Annotated in this window: 11 protein-coding genes; 10 read left to right on the top strand and 1 reads right to left on the bottom strand. The window is 62.0% G+C overall.

The genetic code is table 11. From position 1 onward, the window contains the following. Positions 1–342 precede the first annotated feature (342 nt). Entirely contained in the window at positions 343–1,710 is a 1,368-nt protein-coding gene (locus P2PM1_RS03660; RefSeq protein WP_186398161.1) for a hypothetical protein, read from the bottom strand. A 176-nt stretch (positions 1,711–1,886) separates the two neighbouring features. Between P2PM1_RS03660 and P2PM1_RS03655 the strand changes: the two genes are divergently transcribed. From P2PM1_RS03655 to P2PM1_RS03610, 10 genes are all read left to right on the top strand, one after another. Continuing rightward, positions 1,887–3,443: a Fic family protein gene (locus P2PM1_RS03655; protein WP_186398160.1), complete on the top strand. Its 1,557-nt coding sequence runs from the start codon at positions 1,887–1,889 to the stop codon at positions 3,441–3,443. Positions 3,444–3,794: 351 nt separating this feature from the next. Beyond that, positions 3,795–3,995, top strand: a complete 201-nt coding sequence (locus tag P2PM1_RS03650; RefSeq protein WP_186398159.1) for a type II toxin-antitoxin system Phd/YefM family antitoxin — start codon at positions 3,795–3,797, stop codon at positions 3,993–3,995. Positions 3,996–3,997: 2 nt separating this feature from the next. Beyond that, a complete protein-coding gene (locus P2PM1_RS03645; RefSeq protein ID WP_186398158.1) occupies positions 3,998–5,623 on the top strand; it encodes a DNA cytosine methyltransferase in 1,626 nt (541 codons plus the stop codon). After that, positions 5,620–6,042, top strand: coding sequence for a very short patch repair endonuclease (locus P2PM1_RS03640; RefSeq protein ID WP_371636340.1), 423 nt, complete (start codon positions 5,620–5,622; stop codon positions 6,040–6,042). The genes P2PM1_RS03645 and P2PM1_RS03640 overlap by 4 nt, the downstream gene beginning before the upstream one ends. Further along, positions 6,042–7,520: an ATP-binding protein gene (locus P2PM1_RS03635; protein ID WP_186398157.1), complete on the top strand. Its 1,479-nt coding sequence runs from the start codon at positions 6,042–6,044 to the stop codon at positions 7,518–7,520. Before P2PM1_RS03640 ends, P2PM1_RS03635 begins: the two co-directional genes overlap by 1 nt. Next, complete coding sequence (locus P2PM1_RS03630; protein ID WP_186398156.1) at positions 7,517–10,177, top strand: Z1 domain-containing protein; 2,661 nt, start codon at positions 7,517–7,519, stop codon at positions 10,175–10,177. Before P2PM1_RS03635 ends, P2PM1_RS03630 begins: the two co-directional genes overlap by 4 nt. Next, positions 10,170–11,135, top strand: a complete 966-nt coding sequence (locus P2PM1_RS03625) for a PD-(D/E)XK motif protein (protein WP_186398155.1) — start codon at positions 10,170–10,172, stop codon at positions 11,133–11,135. Before P2PM1_RS03630 ends, P2PM1_RS03625 begins: the two co-directional genes overlap by 8 nt. Continuing rightward, entirely contained in the window at positions 11,135–13,189 is a 2,055-nt protein-coding gene (locus P2PM1_RS03620; protein ID WP_186398154.1) for an AIPR family protein, read from the top strand. The genes P2PM1_RS03625 and P2PM1_RS03620 overlap by 1 nt, the downstream gene beginning before the upstream one ends. A gap of 602 nt (positions 13,190–13,791) precedes the next feature. Continuing rightward, complete coding sequence (locus P2PM1_RS03615; protein WP_186398153.1) at positions 13,792–14,751, top strand: ArdC family protein; 960 nt, start codon at positions 13,792–13,794, stop codon at positions 14,749–14,751. Beyond that, positions 14,748–15,152, top strand: a complete 405-nt coding sequence (locus tag P2PM1_RS03610; RefSeq protein WP_186398152.1) for a DUF2958 domain-containing protein — start codon at positions 14,748–14,750, stop codon at positions 15,150–15,152. Before P2PM1_RS03615 ends, P2PM1_RS03610 begins: the two co-directional genes overlap by 4 nt. Positions 15,153–15,226: the final 74 nt, after the last annotated feature.

Genomic DNA, 15,226 nt, shown 5'->3' with positions numbered 1-15,226 from the left:
TAAATTACCGACGAAACGAGTAAATAGAAAGGCCACTCTGGATCAGAACGCAACATGAACAAAATTGCCGGAAAGTCAACGGGTGCTCGATATGCTCGCGCTTGGAGGCAAAGCGAGCGGATAAAGGGCTCCCGCAAGCAGTCCGGATAGAACTAACAAGCGGACATCAACCGGCCGCCGTCAGTCGATGACCTGCCATCCCTGATTGGGCGGCCGCAGCGACTTCGGGTCGAATGTGATTTGCGCAGTGCGAGCCCGAGCAGTTCGCGCAACCTGGTCGCGCCCACAAAGAGATTCGCCGCCGCGGTGAGCCTTAGCGTTCAGACCGTGCGAACACTCCGATCACCTGTCACCTTCAAAATGCAGACTCAACGTGTCCTGCAGCTTACCCAACGTGCCGTCCTTACGAAACCGCGTGCCACTGATGATGAAGGTGGCGCCTTTGTCGCTCGCGTAGAGGGTAATTCCCGTGACGGAAAGACGTAGGAAGCGCCCGCGATTTTCCGCTGCCACGATGTCTCCGATTTCAATGCCCAGGATGGACTGGGCCAGCGCAGAGCGCTCGGCTTCCAACTCCGTCTCCCAGTCGGCCAATTCATCCTCAATGCGCGCCAGAGCTTCCCGTGCCGACCGAAAAGGTCGTTCTCTTCCGAACCGTATCCGGTCCGCCAGCAAGAGCTTGTCGTCTGGAACCTGCCGTTTGATCGCGTATGTGGCGTGCGATATCATCTCATATACGCGATCGGCTTCGAGTAATCCCTGTAGACGCAATCGGTAGGGTTTCACGGTGGCGCGGGAAACGCCCGGTGGCAGCTCGATTTCCCGAACGGGCATGTAATCGATCGGCATGATATCGCGCAGCTTGAGTCTGCCGGTGGCGACCCGTTCAGGCGGATCCTCGTCGCGCCACGCTCGCCGGGCACTTTCCACCCAGACTTCGGTGGCTGAAACACACAAGGTGCTGTCCAGGAAAATATGCGCCGCCGGCGCATAGAGATACCGGGCCGACCACGCATGATCCACGGCCATCAGCGGCATGACTACGTGGTTCAGGTTCAGGTCCCGGACGACGCGCACCAGAGAGGCAATCCGCTCCTGCAGATGTGCTGTCAGGCGCACGAAGACCGCAGGGCCGTTTGCCATGTACCGCCCGGGCTCGCGATCGCTCTCAAACATCAAGAGCTGTGGCCGTGCGAGTGGCAGGAGCTTTCCAACAAGATTGGCCGCACTGGCCTGAACCGAATGGTTCCAGTTGGCGGCGACTTTTCCCTCTTTGACCCAGTCATGCCCGCGGTTTTGAATAAGGAGCAGGATCTGTGTGGCGAGATCCGGGTGGAGTTCGCGTAGCCTGCTCCCGCGTGTCTCGGCCCCATCCCCATCCACATCCGCACCGCGAGCGTCCAACTCGCTGAGCGCAGCCTGGTAGAATTGCTGCTGCAGTTTCGACAGCAATCCGGCTGCTTTCGCGCGTGCTGTTTCCCGGCGTTTGCGATCTACCTCTTCGCGGAACGCCGCAAGTGGCGGACGTTTCGGCGTCTGCCCGGATTGAACCTTGGCCCAGTAGCCTCGCGGCGGCTTGGGAACCTGAAGACGGGCGCACAGCTTGGCGATGGCGACATCCGAAACGCCAAGTTCCCTGGCCACCTCCTGCGTCGGCTTCTCCCAAACCAGCGCGAACAGTTCCTCGCGCGAGAGCTCTTTTGGCGGCATTTTGGCTCCTTTCTGGTCAATGGCGCCGGGCACCCTTCGTCTTGCTATCGACACTTACCTCTCTTCATGAGCGATTTTCGACACTGGTGATTGATTTTCAATCCTTGAGCTGTAATTTTATTTCGACGGATGTGCGATGTATGATCGCCTTTCGACAATCATGAGAGAAAGCCGACATGAAGCTGGATATCGGGAATCCTGCCCATTTTCAGAACGAACCCGTCCCAGAGGGCACGCGGCCCGCGGGGTGGGCCGCTCTCGTCCACGCGCTCGACGTGAAGGCGCCTGTGAGGAACCCTGCCTGCATTTCCGAACGCCATGTGCACGGCAATCGCCGGCAAGAGGGCATCTGGGAGGTCTATGACAAGCGGTATCAACCGGACGACACCCTGGATGGGCATCTCGGCTTTGCACTGCGCCATGAGCCGGTCGATCTTCTGGTTCTCAAACGCATCCTCGATGCCCTGCCGGCAAAGGAACTCATAGACTTCATCCAGCGCACACCGACCGGCGCGGTGACGCGGCGCGTGTGGTTCTTTTACGAAACCCTGACCGGCAGGCGGCTCGACATCGATGACGCCCCCACAGTCACCGCCGTCGACGCCCTCGATCCCGAAGCATATTTCACCGGTCCCCCATCGCTTTCCCTGCGCCATCGTGTGCGCAACAATCTGCTTGGTACGGGCGCGTTCTGTCCGATCATCAGACGCACGAGAAAGCTGGAAGCATTTCTGGCCCTCGACCTCTCGCATAAGGCGCAGGAGACGATAGGGCGAACGGGTGCCCATGTCGTTTCCCGGGCTGCAAGCTTTCTCCTCCTCGCCGACAGCCGTGCGAGCTTCGAGATCGAGGGCGAACGTGCACCTGCCAACCGGCTCGAGCGCTGGGGACGTGCGGTTCTGGAGGCGGGCAAGCGTCCGCTCAACAGAGAAGAGATCTATCGCCTGCACCGCATCCTGATCGGCGACGATCGGTTCACCGAGATCGGATATCGCAGCGAGGGCGTGTTTCTAGGCGAGCGGGATCACAACCATGATCCGCTGCCCGAGTTCATCGGTGCCCGTCCTCAGGATGTTCCCGACATCATGACCGGCCTCAATGAATGCAACAACAGGCTGCGGAGCTCAGAGGTCGATCCGGTGCTGCAGGCGGCCGCGATTGCATTCGGGTTCGTTTACGTGCACCCGCTGGCCGACGGCAATGGACGTCTGCACCGCTGTCTCATCCACCACGTGCTTGCCGAGCGCAAATACACCCCGCCCGGCATGGTGTTTCCTGTCTCGGCCGTCATGCTGGATCGCATCGACGACTATGCCTCGACCCTGAAGCGGCACTCCGGTCCTTTGATGGAGTTCATCGACTGGCGCGCGCTGCCCAATCACAATGTCGACGTCACCAACGACACGGCGGACCTCTATCGCTATTTCGACTGCACTGAAGAGGCCGAGTTCCTCTATAGCTGTGTGCAACGAACCGTCGGGATCGATCTGCCGCGCGAGATCGACTACCTCAAGTGCCGCGATCAGGCTCTGACTGCCGTCATGAACCTGGTCGAAATGCCCGACCGCATGGCACAGGACCTTGTCATGCACATCCGCCAGAACGGTGGCTCGCTCAGCAAACGCCGCCGCACCGGCGAGTTTAAGAAGCTGCGCGACGATGAGGTTCAGCAGATTGAGGCGATTGTCGCGGACGCCTTCGACGGGTTCGACGACAAATACAGGCCGGGATAGGGGATTTTTTGGCAAAGAAGACGATCGGAGGGTGATGAAAATCTGCAGGCCCATCAGGCTGTGCCGGGCAAGGGACAGACTGGTCAGTTCGGTGTCGCATGGCCGGCTTGGAAGACCGTCGGCGCACCGTTCGTCTGGCCGTGGTTTGGTTGGATGTGGCTGCCTTCGAGGATTTCTGCCTCCGTCCTCATTGGTGCGGTTTTGGCAGTCTTAACCTCGCCATCTATAGGAGTGTTTCTACCGTTTGACTGAGGGATCGCCGAACTTTATTGCCGTAGATACCTTGGGTTTTACTGTTGTGCCGGCTGTCCTAATGGCTAAAATAGCTACTTCCCGTTACGCGGAATAACTATGAAAACCATGACTGCCAAGGACGCGAAGAACAACTTCGGGCTGCTTCTCGATTGCGCACGTGCCGAGCCGGTTCAGGTCAACAAGCACGGGCGGCCGGTTGTCGTCGTCGTCAGTGTGGAGGAGTTCCAACGGCTCGGCGGATACCCGCCGGTCGACGGGCAGCATGCAGCCTCGAACGAGAAGACGACTGGCAGGTAGATATGTTGGTGCGAGGGGGTGCCGAAATTCCGGCAGAATTGCCTTCGGGCGGGACGTCAGTTTCCGGATTGGAGAATGTTCACCGCTCCAACGCATATCCCGTTGTTGATCTCTTTGCCGGTCCGGGCGGATTGGGGGAGGGCTTCGCATCTGCACTGGATGAAAAGGGTAAGCACCGTTTTCGCAGCACCGTCTCTATCGAAAGGGACAAGTTCTCTCACAGGACCCTGCTGCTTCGCCATTTCGTTCGGCATTTCCCCGATGGCGAGGCTCCTGACGACTACTATGAGTTCCTCGCGGGCGGGATAACGGACACGGAGCTGTTCAATCGCCATCCCGCCGCCTATCTTGAGGCGAAGCAAAGTGCCTTGCGAATTTCACTCGCCGCAGACTCTCACGCCCTTGTGCGGCAGCTGATCGTAGACAGGCTCGGCGGAAATGACCGATGGGCACTGGTCGGCGGCCCTCCCTGTCAGGCGTATTCACTGGCAGGCCGATCGCGGATGAAGGGCGATCCGGACTTCGAGCAGGACGAGAAGCACACCCTCTACCTCGAATATCTCCGCATCATTGCCGATCATCGACCGCCGATCTTCGTCATGGAGAATGTGAAGGGGCTGCTGTCGGCCACGATCGAGGGTAAGTCCGCCATCAATCGGATCGTCCGCGACCTGCAGCAGCCGGCGACCGCAATTGCCGGCGCTCCGGCCGACCTCGCCTACCGGCTCTATTCTCTCACCGAAGAGGAGATGGCCGAGGGCGAAGTCGATCCACGTCTGTTCCTTGTGCGCGCCGAGGATCACGGCATTCCGCAGGCGCGGCACCGGATGTTTATCGTCGGCATCCGCAGCGATCTTAAGGTTCGGCCCTCCACCCTCAGGAAGATGACGGCTCCGACCGTTCGCGACACCATCGGCTCCCTGCCGGCAATCCGAAGCGGTCTGTCGAAGGAGAAGGACAGCCATGACGCCTGGCTGAGCGCCATTCGGCACATTTCCAGCATGGACATCCGCGGGCAGCTCAACGGCTCGGCCCATGCGGGACCGGTGGCGCGTGAACTCGGATTCGACAAGCTCATCGAGATGCGCTCGCCGCGCTCGACCTCGTCCTCCCGCTATGACATGCGACGGCCGAATCATGATGTGCTGCGCAGCCTGTACGATGAACGCCTGACGGTCCTGACCGCGCACGACGCGCGCAGTCACATGGCGTCCGACCTGCGGCGCTACATTTATGCGGCGACCTTCGCGCAGGAGACCGGGCGCAGCCCCAAACTGGCCGATTTTCCCGCAAATCTCCTCCCCGATCATCAGAATGTCGAGGAAGGTCGCAGCGGCAAGATGTTCTCCGACCGCTTCCGGGTTCAGCTCGCCGACCAGGTATCGACGACGGTTACCTCGCATATCTCGAAGGATGGTCACTACTTCATCCACTACGACCCGGCTCAGTGCCGGAGCCTGACCGTGCGCGAAGCAGCCCGCCTTCAGACCTTTCCGGACAACTATTTCTTCGCGGGCCCCCGCACCGAGCAATATCACCAGGTTGGCAACGCCGTGCCGCCGAAGCTGGCACAGCAGATCGCCGAAATCGTCGCCGAGGTGCTCGACTCCATTCGGAGCGGCGGATGATGGCGGACACGCTGACCAGAGAGCGGCGCAGCTGGAACATGTCGCGGATCAGGGGCCGGAACACCGGCCCGGAAATGCGTCTGCGCTCGCTGCTGCACCGTGCGGGGTTCCGGTTCCGGCTTCATGCGAAGCAGCTTCCCGGCCGGCCCGACGTTGTCCTGCCCAGATACCGGACGGCGATCTTCGTCCACGGCTGCTTCTGGCACCGGCATCCGGGGTGCCGGAATGCCACCACGCCGTCTACCCGGCGCGAGTTCTGGCAGGAGAAGTTCGACGGCAATGTCAGCCGCGACGCACGCAACCGGGCCGCGCTTGAAGCCGCCGGCTGGACCGTCCTGACCGTATGGGAATGCGAGTTGAAGGCCGACGCGGAGGGCATTGTCCGCCGCCTCGCCGATGAACTGCGGGGCGATGGCTGATGGCGAGGTCGCACCATCTGCCCCCGAGTGCCGCCAGCCTGACGGCTTCGCTCCGCGATCTCGGCTACTCGCTCGAAACCGCCGTTGCCGACCTGATCGACAACAGCATCTCGGCCGACGCGACCGACATCCAGATCTTCTGCGACATGAGCCGCAGCTCGCCGGTGCTCGTCATCGCCGACAACGGGCGCGGGATGACGGAGGACGAGGTGATCGCGGCGATGCGCCATGGCGCCACCGACCCGCGCAAGGAACGAGGCCCGAAAGACCTCGGGCGCTTCGGCCTCGGCCTCAAGACCGCGTCGTTCTCGCAGTGCCGCCTCCTCACCGTGGTCAGTGCCGTGAAGGGCGAACGCGTCGGCGCCGAATGGAACCTCTCCCGGATCGAAGAGGACGACGACTGGTTCATCTCCGTTCTTGAGCCCGACGAGATCGTGGAGATGCCTTTTATCGAGGCCCTCGGCGATACCGGCACCCTGGTCATCTGGCGGGATCTCGACCGGCTGTTCGAGGACGAGACCGGGCGGAAGCGCGACGAGATCGTCAACGAGAAGCTGGCCGTCGTCGAACGGCATCTGTCACTCGTCTTTCACCGCTTCCTCAGCGGGGAGGTCAGAGGGCGGCGCAAGCTGACCATCCGCATCAACGGCCATCCGGTCGCTGCATTCGATCCCTTCTGCCGGAAGAACGAGGCGACCCAGATGCTCCGGGAGGAGAAGGTCTGGATCGGTGATGTGCCGGTCGTGATGCAGCCCTACGTCCTGCCTCACCACAGCCGGCTGTCGGCATCCGAATATGACTACTATCAGGACCGCAGCGACTTCATTTCCAATCAGGGCGCCTACGTCTATCGCAACGGCCGCCTGATGGCCTGGGGCGACTGGTTCCGGCTGGTGCCCAAGGGCGAGGCCACGAAGCTGGCGCGGGTCCAGATCGACTTTCCGAACAGCCTCGATGAAGCCTGGACCATCGACATCAAGAAGTCGCGCGCGCGTCCGCCGCACGCCGTGCGCGAACGCCTGCGGCAGATCATCAGTCAGATCATCGCCCGTAGTGTCACCGTCCATCGCGGTCGAGGCCAGAAGCTGTTCCAGGAAAGCCAGGAACCACTCTGGGAACGCTACGCCGATCATGGCGGCATCCGGTTCGCGATCAACGCGGAGCACCCGCTCATCGCTTCTCTCGGCGCCCGGCTGACTCCCGACGATGCCAGTTCGTTGCGTGTGCTGCTTGATTCGATCGCCGCCGCCCTGCCGGTCGAGATGATCTATTCCGACTATTCGACGCATCCGCGCGAGGTGAACCAGGCCGCCGCCGACAAGGACCAGACGCTGGATCGGCTTAAGAGCCTCAAGCAGGTGCTCTACGGCGATGGACCGGGCGACCCGCAGGCGTTTCTCCAGATCGTGCGATCGACGCGCCTCTTCGACGGGCAGATCGAAACGGCCGAGAAATTCATCGCAGAGGCTTTCGCATGACCGCGACGATCATCACGGAAGAACGCAACATCGCCAACGCACTGATCTCCGGTCTCGCGAACCTGACCGAGACGCCGACGCGGGAGCAGGTGGAGGAGAAGGCCAGGCAGATTGGCGCCATCTTCGGCTATACCGGTGACCTCCGTAACATCATCACCGAGGCGATGATCTCGATCGACACGCGCATGGGCGCCGGTGTCTCGCTCGTAGATGTTACCGCGAAGCATGACGATCAATGGGTCCGCAAGCGCGAGGACATAACCTGGACCTATTCCGACGCCTACGAGAATTTCCTTCTGAAGGACGGCTGGCCGCCCCGGATGGTACAGTCGCTGAGCGATGTGACCAGCCGTATCCTGGGACATCTCCAGGACCCGCTCAGCGAGGGTACGGCCTGGAACCGGCGCGGCCTGGTCATCGGTCATGTTCAGTCCGGCAAGACCGCCAATTATACCGGCCTGATCGCCCGCGCCGCTGACGCCGGTTACAAGTTCATCATCGTCATCGCCGGCATTCACAACAATCTGCGCAAGCAGACCCAGGAGCGCATCGACGAAGCCTTCATCGGGCGGTCAAGCGATCCCGAAAACCGCCGCTCCATCGGCGTCGGACTTGATCCCGGCTACCCGCACCCGGCGACGCTCACCAACATCAATGAGGACTTCAACAAGAACACCGCAGCCAAGAGCGGCTGGAAGATAAACGACTTCAGCAAGCCGATCATCCTCATCATCAAGAAGAATGTCACGACGCTGACGGCCCTGCACAAATGGCTGAAGGCGCTGAACGCGGAGGGTGGCGACCGGATTTCCGACGTGCCCATGCTGCTGATCGACGATGAGGCCGACAACGCCTCGATCAACACCAACAAGGAGGACCTGGACCCGACCCGCACGAACGCCATGATCCGGCGCATCCTGGGGCTGTTCGCGAAATCCTGCTATGTCGGCTACACGGCAACGCCGTTCGCCAACATCTTCATCAATCCCGACGCCTATGATGATGACGTGCGCGAGGAGCTGTTCCCGCGCGACTTCATCTACTGCCTGGATGCGCCGACGACCTATTTCGGTGCGGAGAAGGTCTTTCTCAACGACGAGACCAGCCAGTCGATCGTGGAGCCGATCGACGACTCCGAGGATTTCCTTCCCTACAGCCATAAACGGGACGACCCCATTCCGGAGCTGCCGCCCAGCCTTTACCGCGCACTCGATGAGTTCATTGTCGCGCGTGCCATCCGCAATCTGCGCGGGCAGACCGGCAAGCACTGCTCGATGATGATCAACGTGTCGCGTTTCGTGCCGGTGCAGAAGGCCGTGCGCGATTTTCTCAGCCTGCGGGAGAAAAGGATCCGGGAAGCAGTCCGGGCCAGCTATCTGATGCCGGAATCCGTCTCTTCGGCGAACGTCTACATGCAGGGTCTGAAACAGGCGTTCGACACCGAATATGCCGGTGCGGGCTTCACCTGGCCCGAGGTCAAGGCAGCGCTCAACGGCGTGTTCGATCACCTCCACCTCTACGTCATCAACAGCAAGAGCGACGAGGTGCTCGACTACACCCGGTACGAGAAGGAGGGTGTCGGCCTCACCGCCATCGCCATAGGCGGTCTCAGCCTGTCGCGCGGCCTGACCATTGAGGGCCTGACCGTCAGCTACATGTATCGCAACACCAAGATGTACGACACGCTCATGCAGATGGGCCGCTGGTTCGGCTACCGACCGGGATTCGAGGATCTGTGCCGCGTCCATCTCTCGCGCGATTCCATCAACTGGTATTCCCACATCGCCGAAGCAGCCGAGGAACTCAGCCAGCAGGTCAAGCGGATGCGGCGCGACGGCCTCAGCCCGATTGATTTCGGTCTCTATGTCCGCTCGCATCCGGACAGCCTGCTGATCACCGCCGCCAACAAGATGCGGTCGGGTCAGGAGGTCACGGTCGAACAGACCTTCAGCGGCCGGTTGCGTGAGAGCTACATCGTCTCCACCGATCCGGACGTGAATGCCCGCAATTTCGACCTGATCGCCGAACACTGGCGCGGCGGCTTCGGCGGGCGGCCAGAGGAGACTACGGAAAAGGGCGTCATCTTCCGCGACATCCCGATCGCGGTCGTCGAAGATTTCCTGACCCGATTTGAGTGTCACTCCACCTTCGCCGGCATCAAATCGGACGTGGTGAACTATCTCGAACGGATCGCGGAAAAGCGTCCGCTCGCCGACGTCCTGCTCATCTCTCCCGGAGGCGCTCCGGGCGATGGCGGGCCGTTCACGCTGAGAAACCAGGTGCGCGTCGTCGGCAAGGATCAGCCGAACGGAACCGCGTGGCGGGTGAACAAGGATCGCGTCGCCTCCCGCGGCGACGAGAGGCTCGGGCTTGACGATGCGCAGCGGAAGGAGGCGGAGACACTGGCCAACGGCGAGGACGGAACCGGGGCGGTATCAGATACGCACTACCGGATGGTCCGAAACAGGCCGCTCCTCATGATCCACAGCCTCGAACCCAGGGGTGAGGCCGTGACGGGACCGGTCGCCGCCTTCGGCGTCAGCTTTCCCTACGGGGACTATTCAACAACCATCAATGTGGTCGTGAACAAGGTCTGGCTCCAGCAGATGCAGGGCTATGGCGACGATCCGGACGAGGAGGAGGACTACGATGCCTGAGTCCTCCCCGTGGGATAACATCGCGGTCCCCGGTGCGGATTTCAACGTCCGTCAGGTTCCCGGCGAAACCGCCGTGCCCTGCTTCTGGGGACGGGACACGACGGGCGCCTGCCTGTTCATTGCTGAGCTTCAGGGCGACTACACCGACCCGTTCCGGAAGAATGTGGTCACCGTGCATGGCATCGACGTCGATCTTCGTGGAGGCGAGCCGGGGTGGCAGCGTCTTGTCCTCACCCTCGAAAAGCAGGTCGACCGCGATCTGTTCGAGGGCCTCTGCCGCACGCTTGCATCCGCGCTGGAGCACGCCACCGACTCCGCCAGCTCGCTCGCCGTCGCGCTGGCGCATATCCGGCGGTGGAAGACCTTCATGTCCGGTCGCAGCCAGCACCTGTCGGCCGAGGAGATCCGGGGCCTTTTCGCCGAACTCACCTTCCTGTTGGAGCTGATCGACATGGCGCCATCGTCCGCCGTTGCCGTCGAGGCCTGGCTCGGCCCGGAAAAGTCCCATCAGGATTTCATCTTCGGCAATACGGCGGTGGAGATCAAATCGCTCTCCGGCACCGAACGCAGCATGGTCCGCATTTCCTCCGAGGACCAGCTGGAGTCGCTAAACGACGCGCTGTTCCTGCGCATCTACCGGCTGAGCAGCCTGCCTGACGCTGCGGGTGCGCGGACGCTCAACGAGATCGTCGCCGCCGTCCAGGCGCGGCTCGCCGAGGCGGAAGCCATCGAGGCGTTCGATCGCAAGCTCGTGGCGCACGGCTATGCGCCTTTGCCCGACTACGACGCGCCGCGCTTCGTCGTCAGCGATGTATACAGCTATCGTGTCAGTGACGGGTTTCCGCGGCTCATACGGTCGCAGCTGCCGACCGGCATCGACAAAGTCGCATATGAAATCAGGCTGGAAACCATTGCGTCCTACGAATGCGACGACGGGGAAGTCTTCGGGGGGGACTGATGGAGCAGACCGTAGAGGAATTCTTCCACGACTTCCGCCAGGAAACGCTGGCCGACGCCGAGGCCAACAGCACCTACCAGCTTGAAGCTTTCATGGAGTCGGTCTCCACCGAACTGATCGAAACCGGCTTCATCGAAGGGTTCGAGCACTGCCACTATCGTGCTCCGCGCGGCATGCGCGTCGATGGCTACTGGTTCAACGACGAGGGCGCTCTCGACATCTTCGTGGCCGACTTCGACTGCCGCCGCGAGTTGGAGACGCTCACACGCACCGATGTGGACGCTGCCTTCAAGCGCGTCGTCAACTTCTTCGAGGCGAGCCTGCAGGGAATACTCGAACCCGACGTGACAACACCTGAATACGGGCTTGTCCGGCAGATAGCCGACCGCCGGGCGATGCTGCGCCAGATCAATTTCTATCTGACCTCGGAACGGGTGCTGAGCGACCGCTTCCAGGCCTTTCCCGAGGGTGAGGTGGGCGGCATCCGCGCGACCTATCACATCTGGGACATGGCGCGCTTCCAGCGTCAGCGCAGCTCGCGGGGACACAAGGAACCGCTCAACATCGATTTCGTCGAGCTGTTCGGAAACGGCATCGCCTGCCTGCCGGCCAATCTCGGCTCGGGCTCCTATCAGTCCTACCTGATCGTCATGCCGGCGCCGATCCTCGCGGCGCTCTACGACCGGTACAGCGCGCGGCTCATGGAACAGAACGTACGGACCTTCCTCCAGGCCCGTGCACAGGTGAACAAGGGCATCCGCGCGACCATTATCAATGAACCGCAGATGTTTTTCGCCTACAACAACGGCATCACCGCGACCGCGCAGGAGATCGAGACGCGGATAACAGACAGCGGTCTCCAGATTGTCCGCATGACCGACCTTCAGATCGTGAACGGCGGTCAGACGACCGCCTCGCTCTTCCATACCCAGCGCCGCGACAAGGCCGACCTGTCGGATATTTTCGTCCAGATGAAGCTGTCGGTCATCGACAACGAGCAGAGCGAGACGGTTGTCCCCCGCATCTCGGAATATGCGAACACCCAGAACCGGGTGAACGCGGCAGACTTTTTCTCCAACCACCCCTTTCATGTCCGTATGGCGGAATTCTCGCGCCGGATCTGGGCGCCGGCGCAGCAGGGCGCGCAGCGCGAGACAAAGTGGTTCTACGAGCGGGCGCGCGGCCAGTATGCGGATGCGCAGTCGAAGCTCACCCCCGGCGAGCAGAAGCGATTCCGCGCGGAGTACCCGAAGACCCAGATGTTCACCAAGACGGACCTCGCCAAGTTCGAGAACGTTTTCGACGACCATCCCCGATGGGTGAACCTCGGCAGCCAGAAGAATTTCGCCCGCTACGCACTGCGGATAGGGAAGGAATGGGAGAGGTCGTCCGACGGCTTCAACGAGTTCTATTTCAAGCGCGCCATCGCCCGCGGCATCCTGTTCCGCGCAACCGAGAAGCTGGTGTCGGCGCAGCCCTGGTACAACGGCGGCTACCGCGCCAATATCGTGGCCTACACGCTGTCCATGCTTGGCGAGATTGCTAAACGCCGGAAGGCCAGCGTCGACTATCAGCGTGTCTGGGCCGCCCAGGCGGTTGACGACGTTCTGTCGGAGGCGCTCGTCGTCATCGCCACCGCCGTCAACGAGGATATCATCCGGCCGCCGCAGGGCATCTCCAACATCTCCGAATGGTGCAAGAGGGAGGGCTGCTGGACACAACTGGTTGGGCAGGCCGACAGCATCGCGGAACTGCTGCCGGAGGCATTCTGGCCCGGACTTGCGTCCGCCGAGGACAACCGACACGAAGCGAAGGCGGCACGGCAGACCCAGAAGATCGATAACGGGATCGAGGTGCAGAAGCAGGTGTTCGAAGTGCCGACAGCGCATTGGTCCCTCATTCTCAAGGAAGGCGCAAGCCGTCGGCTTCTGACACCGAAGGAGATGGGAATACTCAAAATCGCGGAGCAGATACCTGCAAAGATCCCTACGGAAAAGCAGAGTGCCGTCCTCATGGAAATCTTTGACAAGGCCCAGCAGGAAGGGATCGTCTGAGTTCGACCTGGCATGGTGCCGACCGTCTTCAATCTGCACTTGGACGAGGAAGGCCTTCTCCTCAGACCCTGAATTCTCGCCACGAGATCCCGAGCCTTCCTTCACGGCGGGTACCTTCGCCCCAGGCTCACCGGACGGTTGATCTACAAGGGTCGTGAACACGCGCCGAAACGCTTCCACCGTCGCAGTGGTGCGCGATTCGACTCCAGAAATCCGCGCAACCCGCGGACATTTCGACATGATTTGCCTCATGAGAGGATCTGGTACCGGATGTTATAGAACTCTCCCCTTTCCCGAGATGGGGACCTGCGAATGCATGCGTTGCTGACCGGATCAGGCGTGGCGTCGCCCTTCGGGCCGGGCTCCTGGCTGACGCTGAAGCCCTTGCTTGCGCGGGTCTTCACCCTGCGGGCGTCGATCCCTGACGCATGGTGGAGGTGATGCTGCCGTCGGCGGATGTCCGGAAGGTAGCTTTGCGTCTTTGCGGTTCTGCGCCTTTTTGCGGACCTCCGGCCTACACGAGTGAGAGTGCGGACAGGTTGTCCGTGACGGGTTGAGGGCTGGGGGAGAGGCCTCCGGCGCCCGTCGCGGAGATCATCCCGATGGCCAGACAGGACCGAGCCCGCCAAGGCGGCGCCCGCAGCAATCTCTATGACGACATCACCGACAAGATCATCGCCGAGCTGGAGGAAGGCCGGCTGCCCTGGGTCCAGCCCTGGGGGACGGCGGCGGCGAAAGCGCCGCTCGCCATGCCGAGAAACGCCGCAACCGGGCGGCAATATTCCGGCATCAATGTCCTGATCCTCTGGGGCGCCGTGGTCCAGCACGGCTATCCGACCCAGGATTGGCTCACCTTCCGGCAGGCGCTCTCGCTCGGCGGCAATGTCCGCAAGGGCGAGCGCGGCACGACCGTCGTCTATGCCGACAGATTCACCCCCGAGAACGAAAGGCGCCGCGCCCAGGAATCGGGAGAGGAAGCAGGCAGCATTCCGTTCCTGAAGCGATTCACCGTCTTCAATGCCGCGCAGTGCGAGGGCCTGCCCGAGGACATCGCCGTCGAGGCCCCGCCACCGCCGCCCGGCATGATCGAGCCGCGGGTCGAGGCGCTGATCCGCGCCACCGGGATCGATTTCCGCATCGGTGGGGATCGCGCCTTCTATGTCCCGGCGCTCGACTACGTCCAGGTGCCGCCGCCGGCCACCTATTTCGAGCCGATCAACTGGCACAGGACGGCGCTCCATGAGATGGGGCACGCCACGGGCCATGCCTCGCGCCTGGGGCGGGATTTCTCGGGCAGCTTCGGCATGAAGAAATACGCATTCGAGGAACTGGTCGCCGAGATGAACGCGGCCTTCTGCTGCGCATCGCTTGGCATCTTGCCGACCGTGCGCCACGCCGACTACATCGGCTCCTGGCTGGAGGTGCTGCGCGAGGACAACCGCGCCATCGTCCGCGCCGCCTCGCAGGCGAGCAAGGCAGCCGACTGGCTGCTCGCACATCTGCCCGATGAGGAGATCGCCGAACCGGTTGTGGCCTCGACCGATGAGAGGGTTGCTGCATGATCCTCCTCACCGACGAACTGCGCGCAACGCTTCTCGCCAATGGCCGCCAACGCGATGCCGATCATGACCCCGTGGTCAAGTTCTTCAATCCCCTCGGCGAAGGTGTCTGGCTCGCGACCGAACTCGATAACGACGGTGACATCATGTTCGGCCTTGCTGATCTTGGCTATCCCGAACTCGGGAGCTGGAGCCTTAGCGAGATGGAAGCGATCCGGCTGCACTTCGGCATGGGGATCGAGCGGGATCTGCTGTTCACCGGGGATTTCCCGATCTCGGTCTGGGCTGAGGCGGCTCGAACTGCCGGAAGCATCCGTGCGGCTGAGCGCATTCTCTACACCCGCGCCAGCGACAATGCCGGATTGACCCTGCAAGCCGCCGATACGGAAAACCGGAAAGCCTAACCTCCGGCTTTCCGGCTTTGCGATCCCGCGCCGCTCTCTCCCAGGCAGAGGGCGGCGCTTCCCGCCGTGACGCG

Source organism: Stappia sp. P2PMeth1 (assembly GCF_900185735.1).
Lineage (GTDB): Bacteria > Pseudomonadota > Alphaproteobacteria > Rhizobiales > Stappiaceae > Stappia.
Note: the sequence above shows the minus strand (reverse complement) of the source record. Positions and strands in the feature narration are given on the sequence as shown.

Bases quoted from the DNA above. Each gene is read 5' to 3' on its own strand.
- P2PM1_RS03615 (WP_186398153.1), top strand. From the start codon at position 13,792: ATGGCCAGACAGGACCGAGCCCGCCAAGGCGGCGCCCGCAGCAATCTC.
- P2PM1_RS03650 (WP_186398159.1), top strand. From the start codon at position 3,795: ATGAAAACCATGACTGCCAAGGACGCGAAGAACAACTTCGGGCTGCTT.
- P2PM1_RS03625 (WP_186398155.1), top strand. From the start codon at position 10,170: ATGCCTGAGTCCTCCCCGTGGGATAACATCGCGGTCCCCGGTGCGGAT.
- P2PM1_RS03610 (WP_186398152.1), top strand. From the start codon at position 14,748: ATGATCCTCCTCACCGACGAACTGCGCGCAACGCTTCTCGCCAATGGC.
- P2PM1_RS03645 (WP_186398158.1), top strand. From the start codon at position 3,998: ATGTTGGTGCGAGGGGGTGCCGAAATTCCGGCAGAATTGCCTTCGGGC.
- P2PM1_RS03635 (WP_186398157.1), top strand. From the start codon at position 6,042: ATGGCGAGGTCGCACCATCTGCCCCCGAGTGCCGCCAGCCTGACGGCT.
- P2PM1_RS03655 (WP_186398160.1), top strand. From the start codon at position 1,887: ATGAAGCTGGATATCGGGAATCCTGCCCATTTTCAGAACGAACCCGTC.
- P2PM1_RS03620 (WP_186398154.1), top strand. From the start codon at position 11,135: ATGGAGCAGACCGTAGAGGAATTCTTCCACGACTTCCGCCAGGAAACG.
- P2PM1_RS03630 (WP_186398156.1), top strand. From the start codon at position 7,517: ATGACCGCGACGATCATCACGGAAGAACGCAACATCGCCAACGCACTG.
- P2PM1_RS03660 (WP_186398161.1), bottom strand. From the start codon at position 1,710: ATGCCGCCAAAAGAGCTCTCGCGCGAGGAACTGTTCGCGCTGGTTTGG.
- P2PM1_RS03640 (WP_371636340.1), top strand. From the start codon at position 5,620: ATGATGGCGGACACGCTGACCAGAGAGCGGCGCAGCTGGAACATGTCG.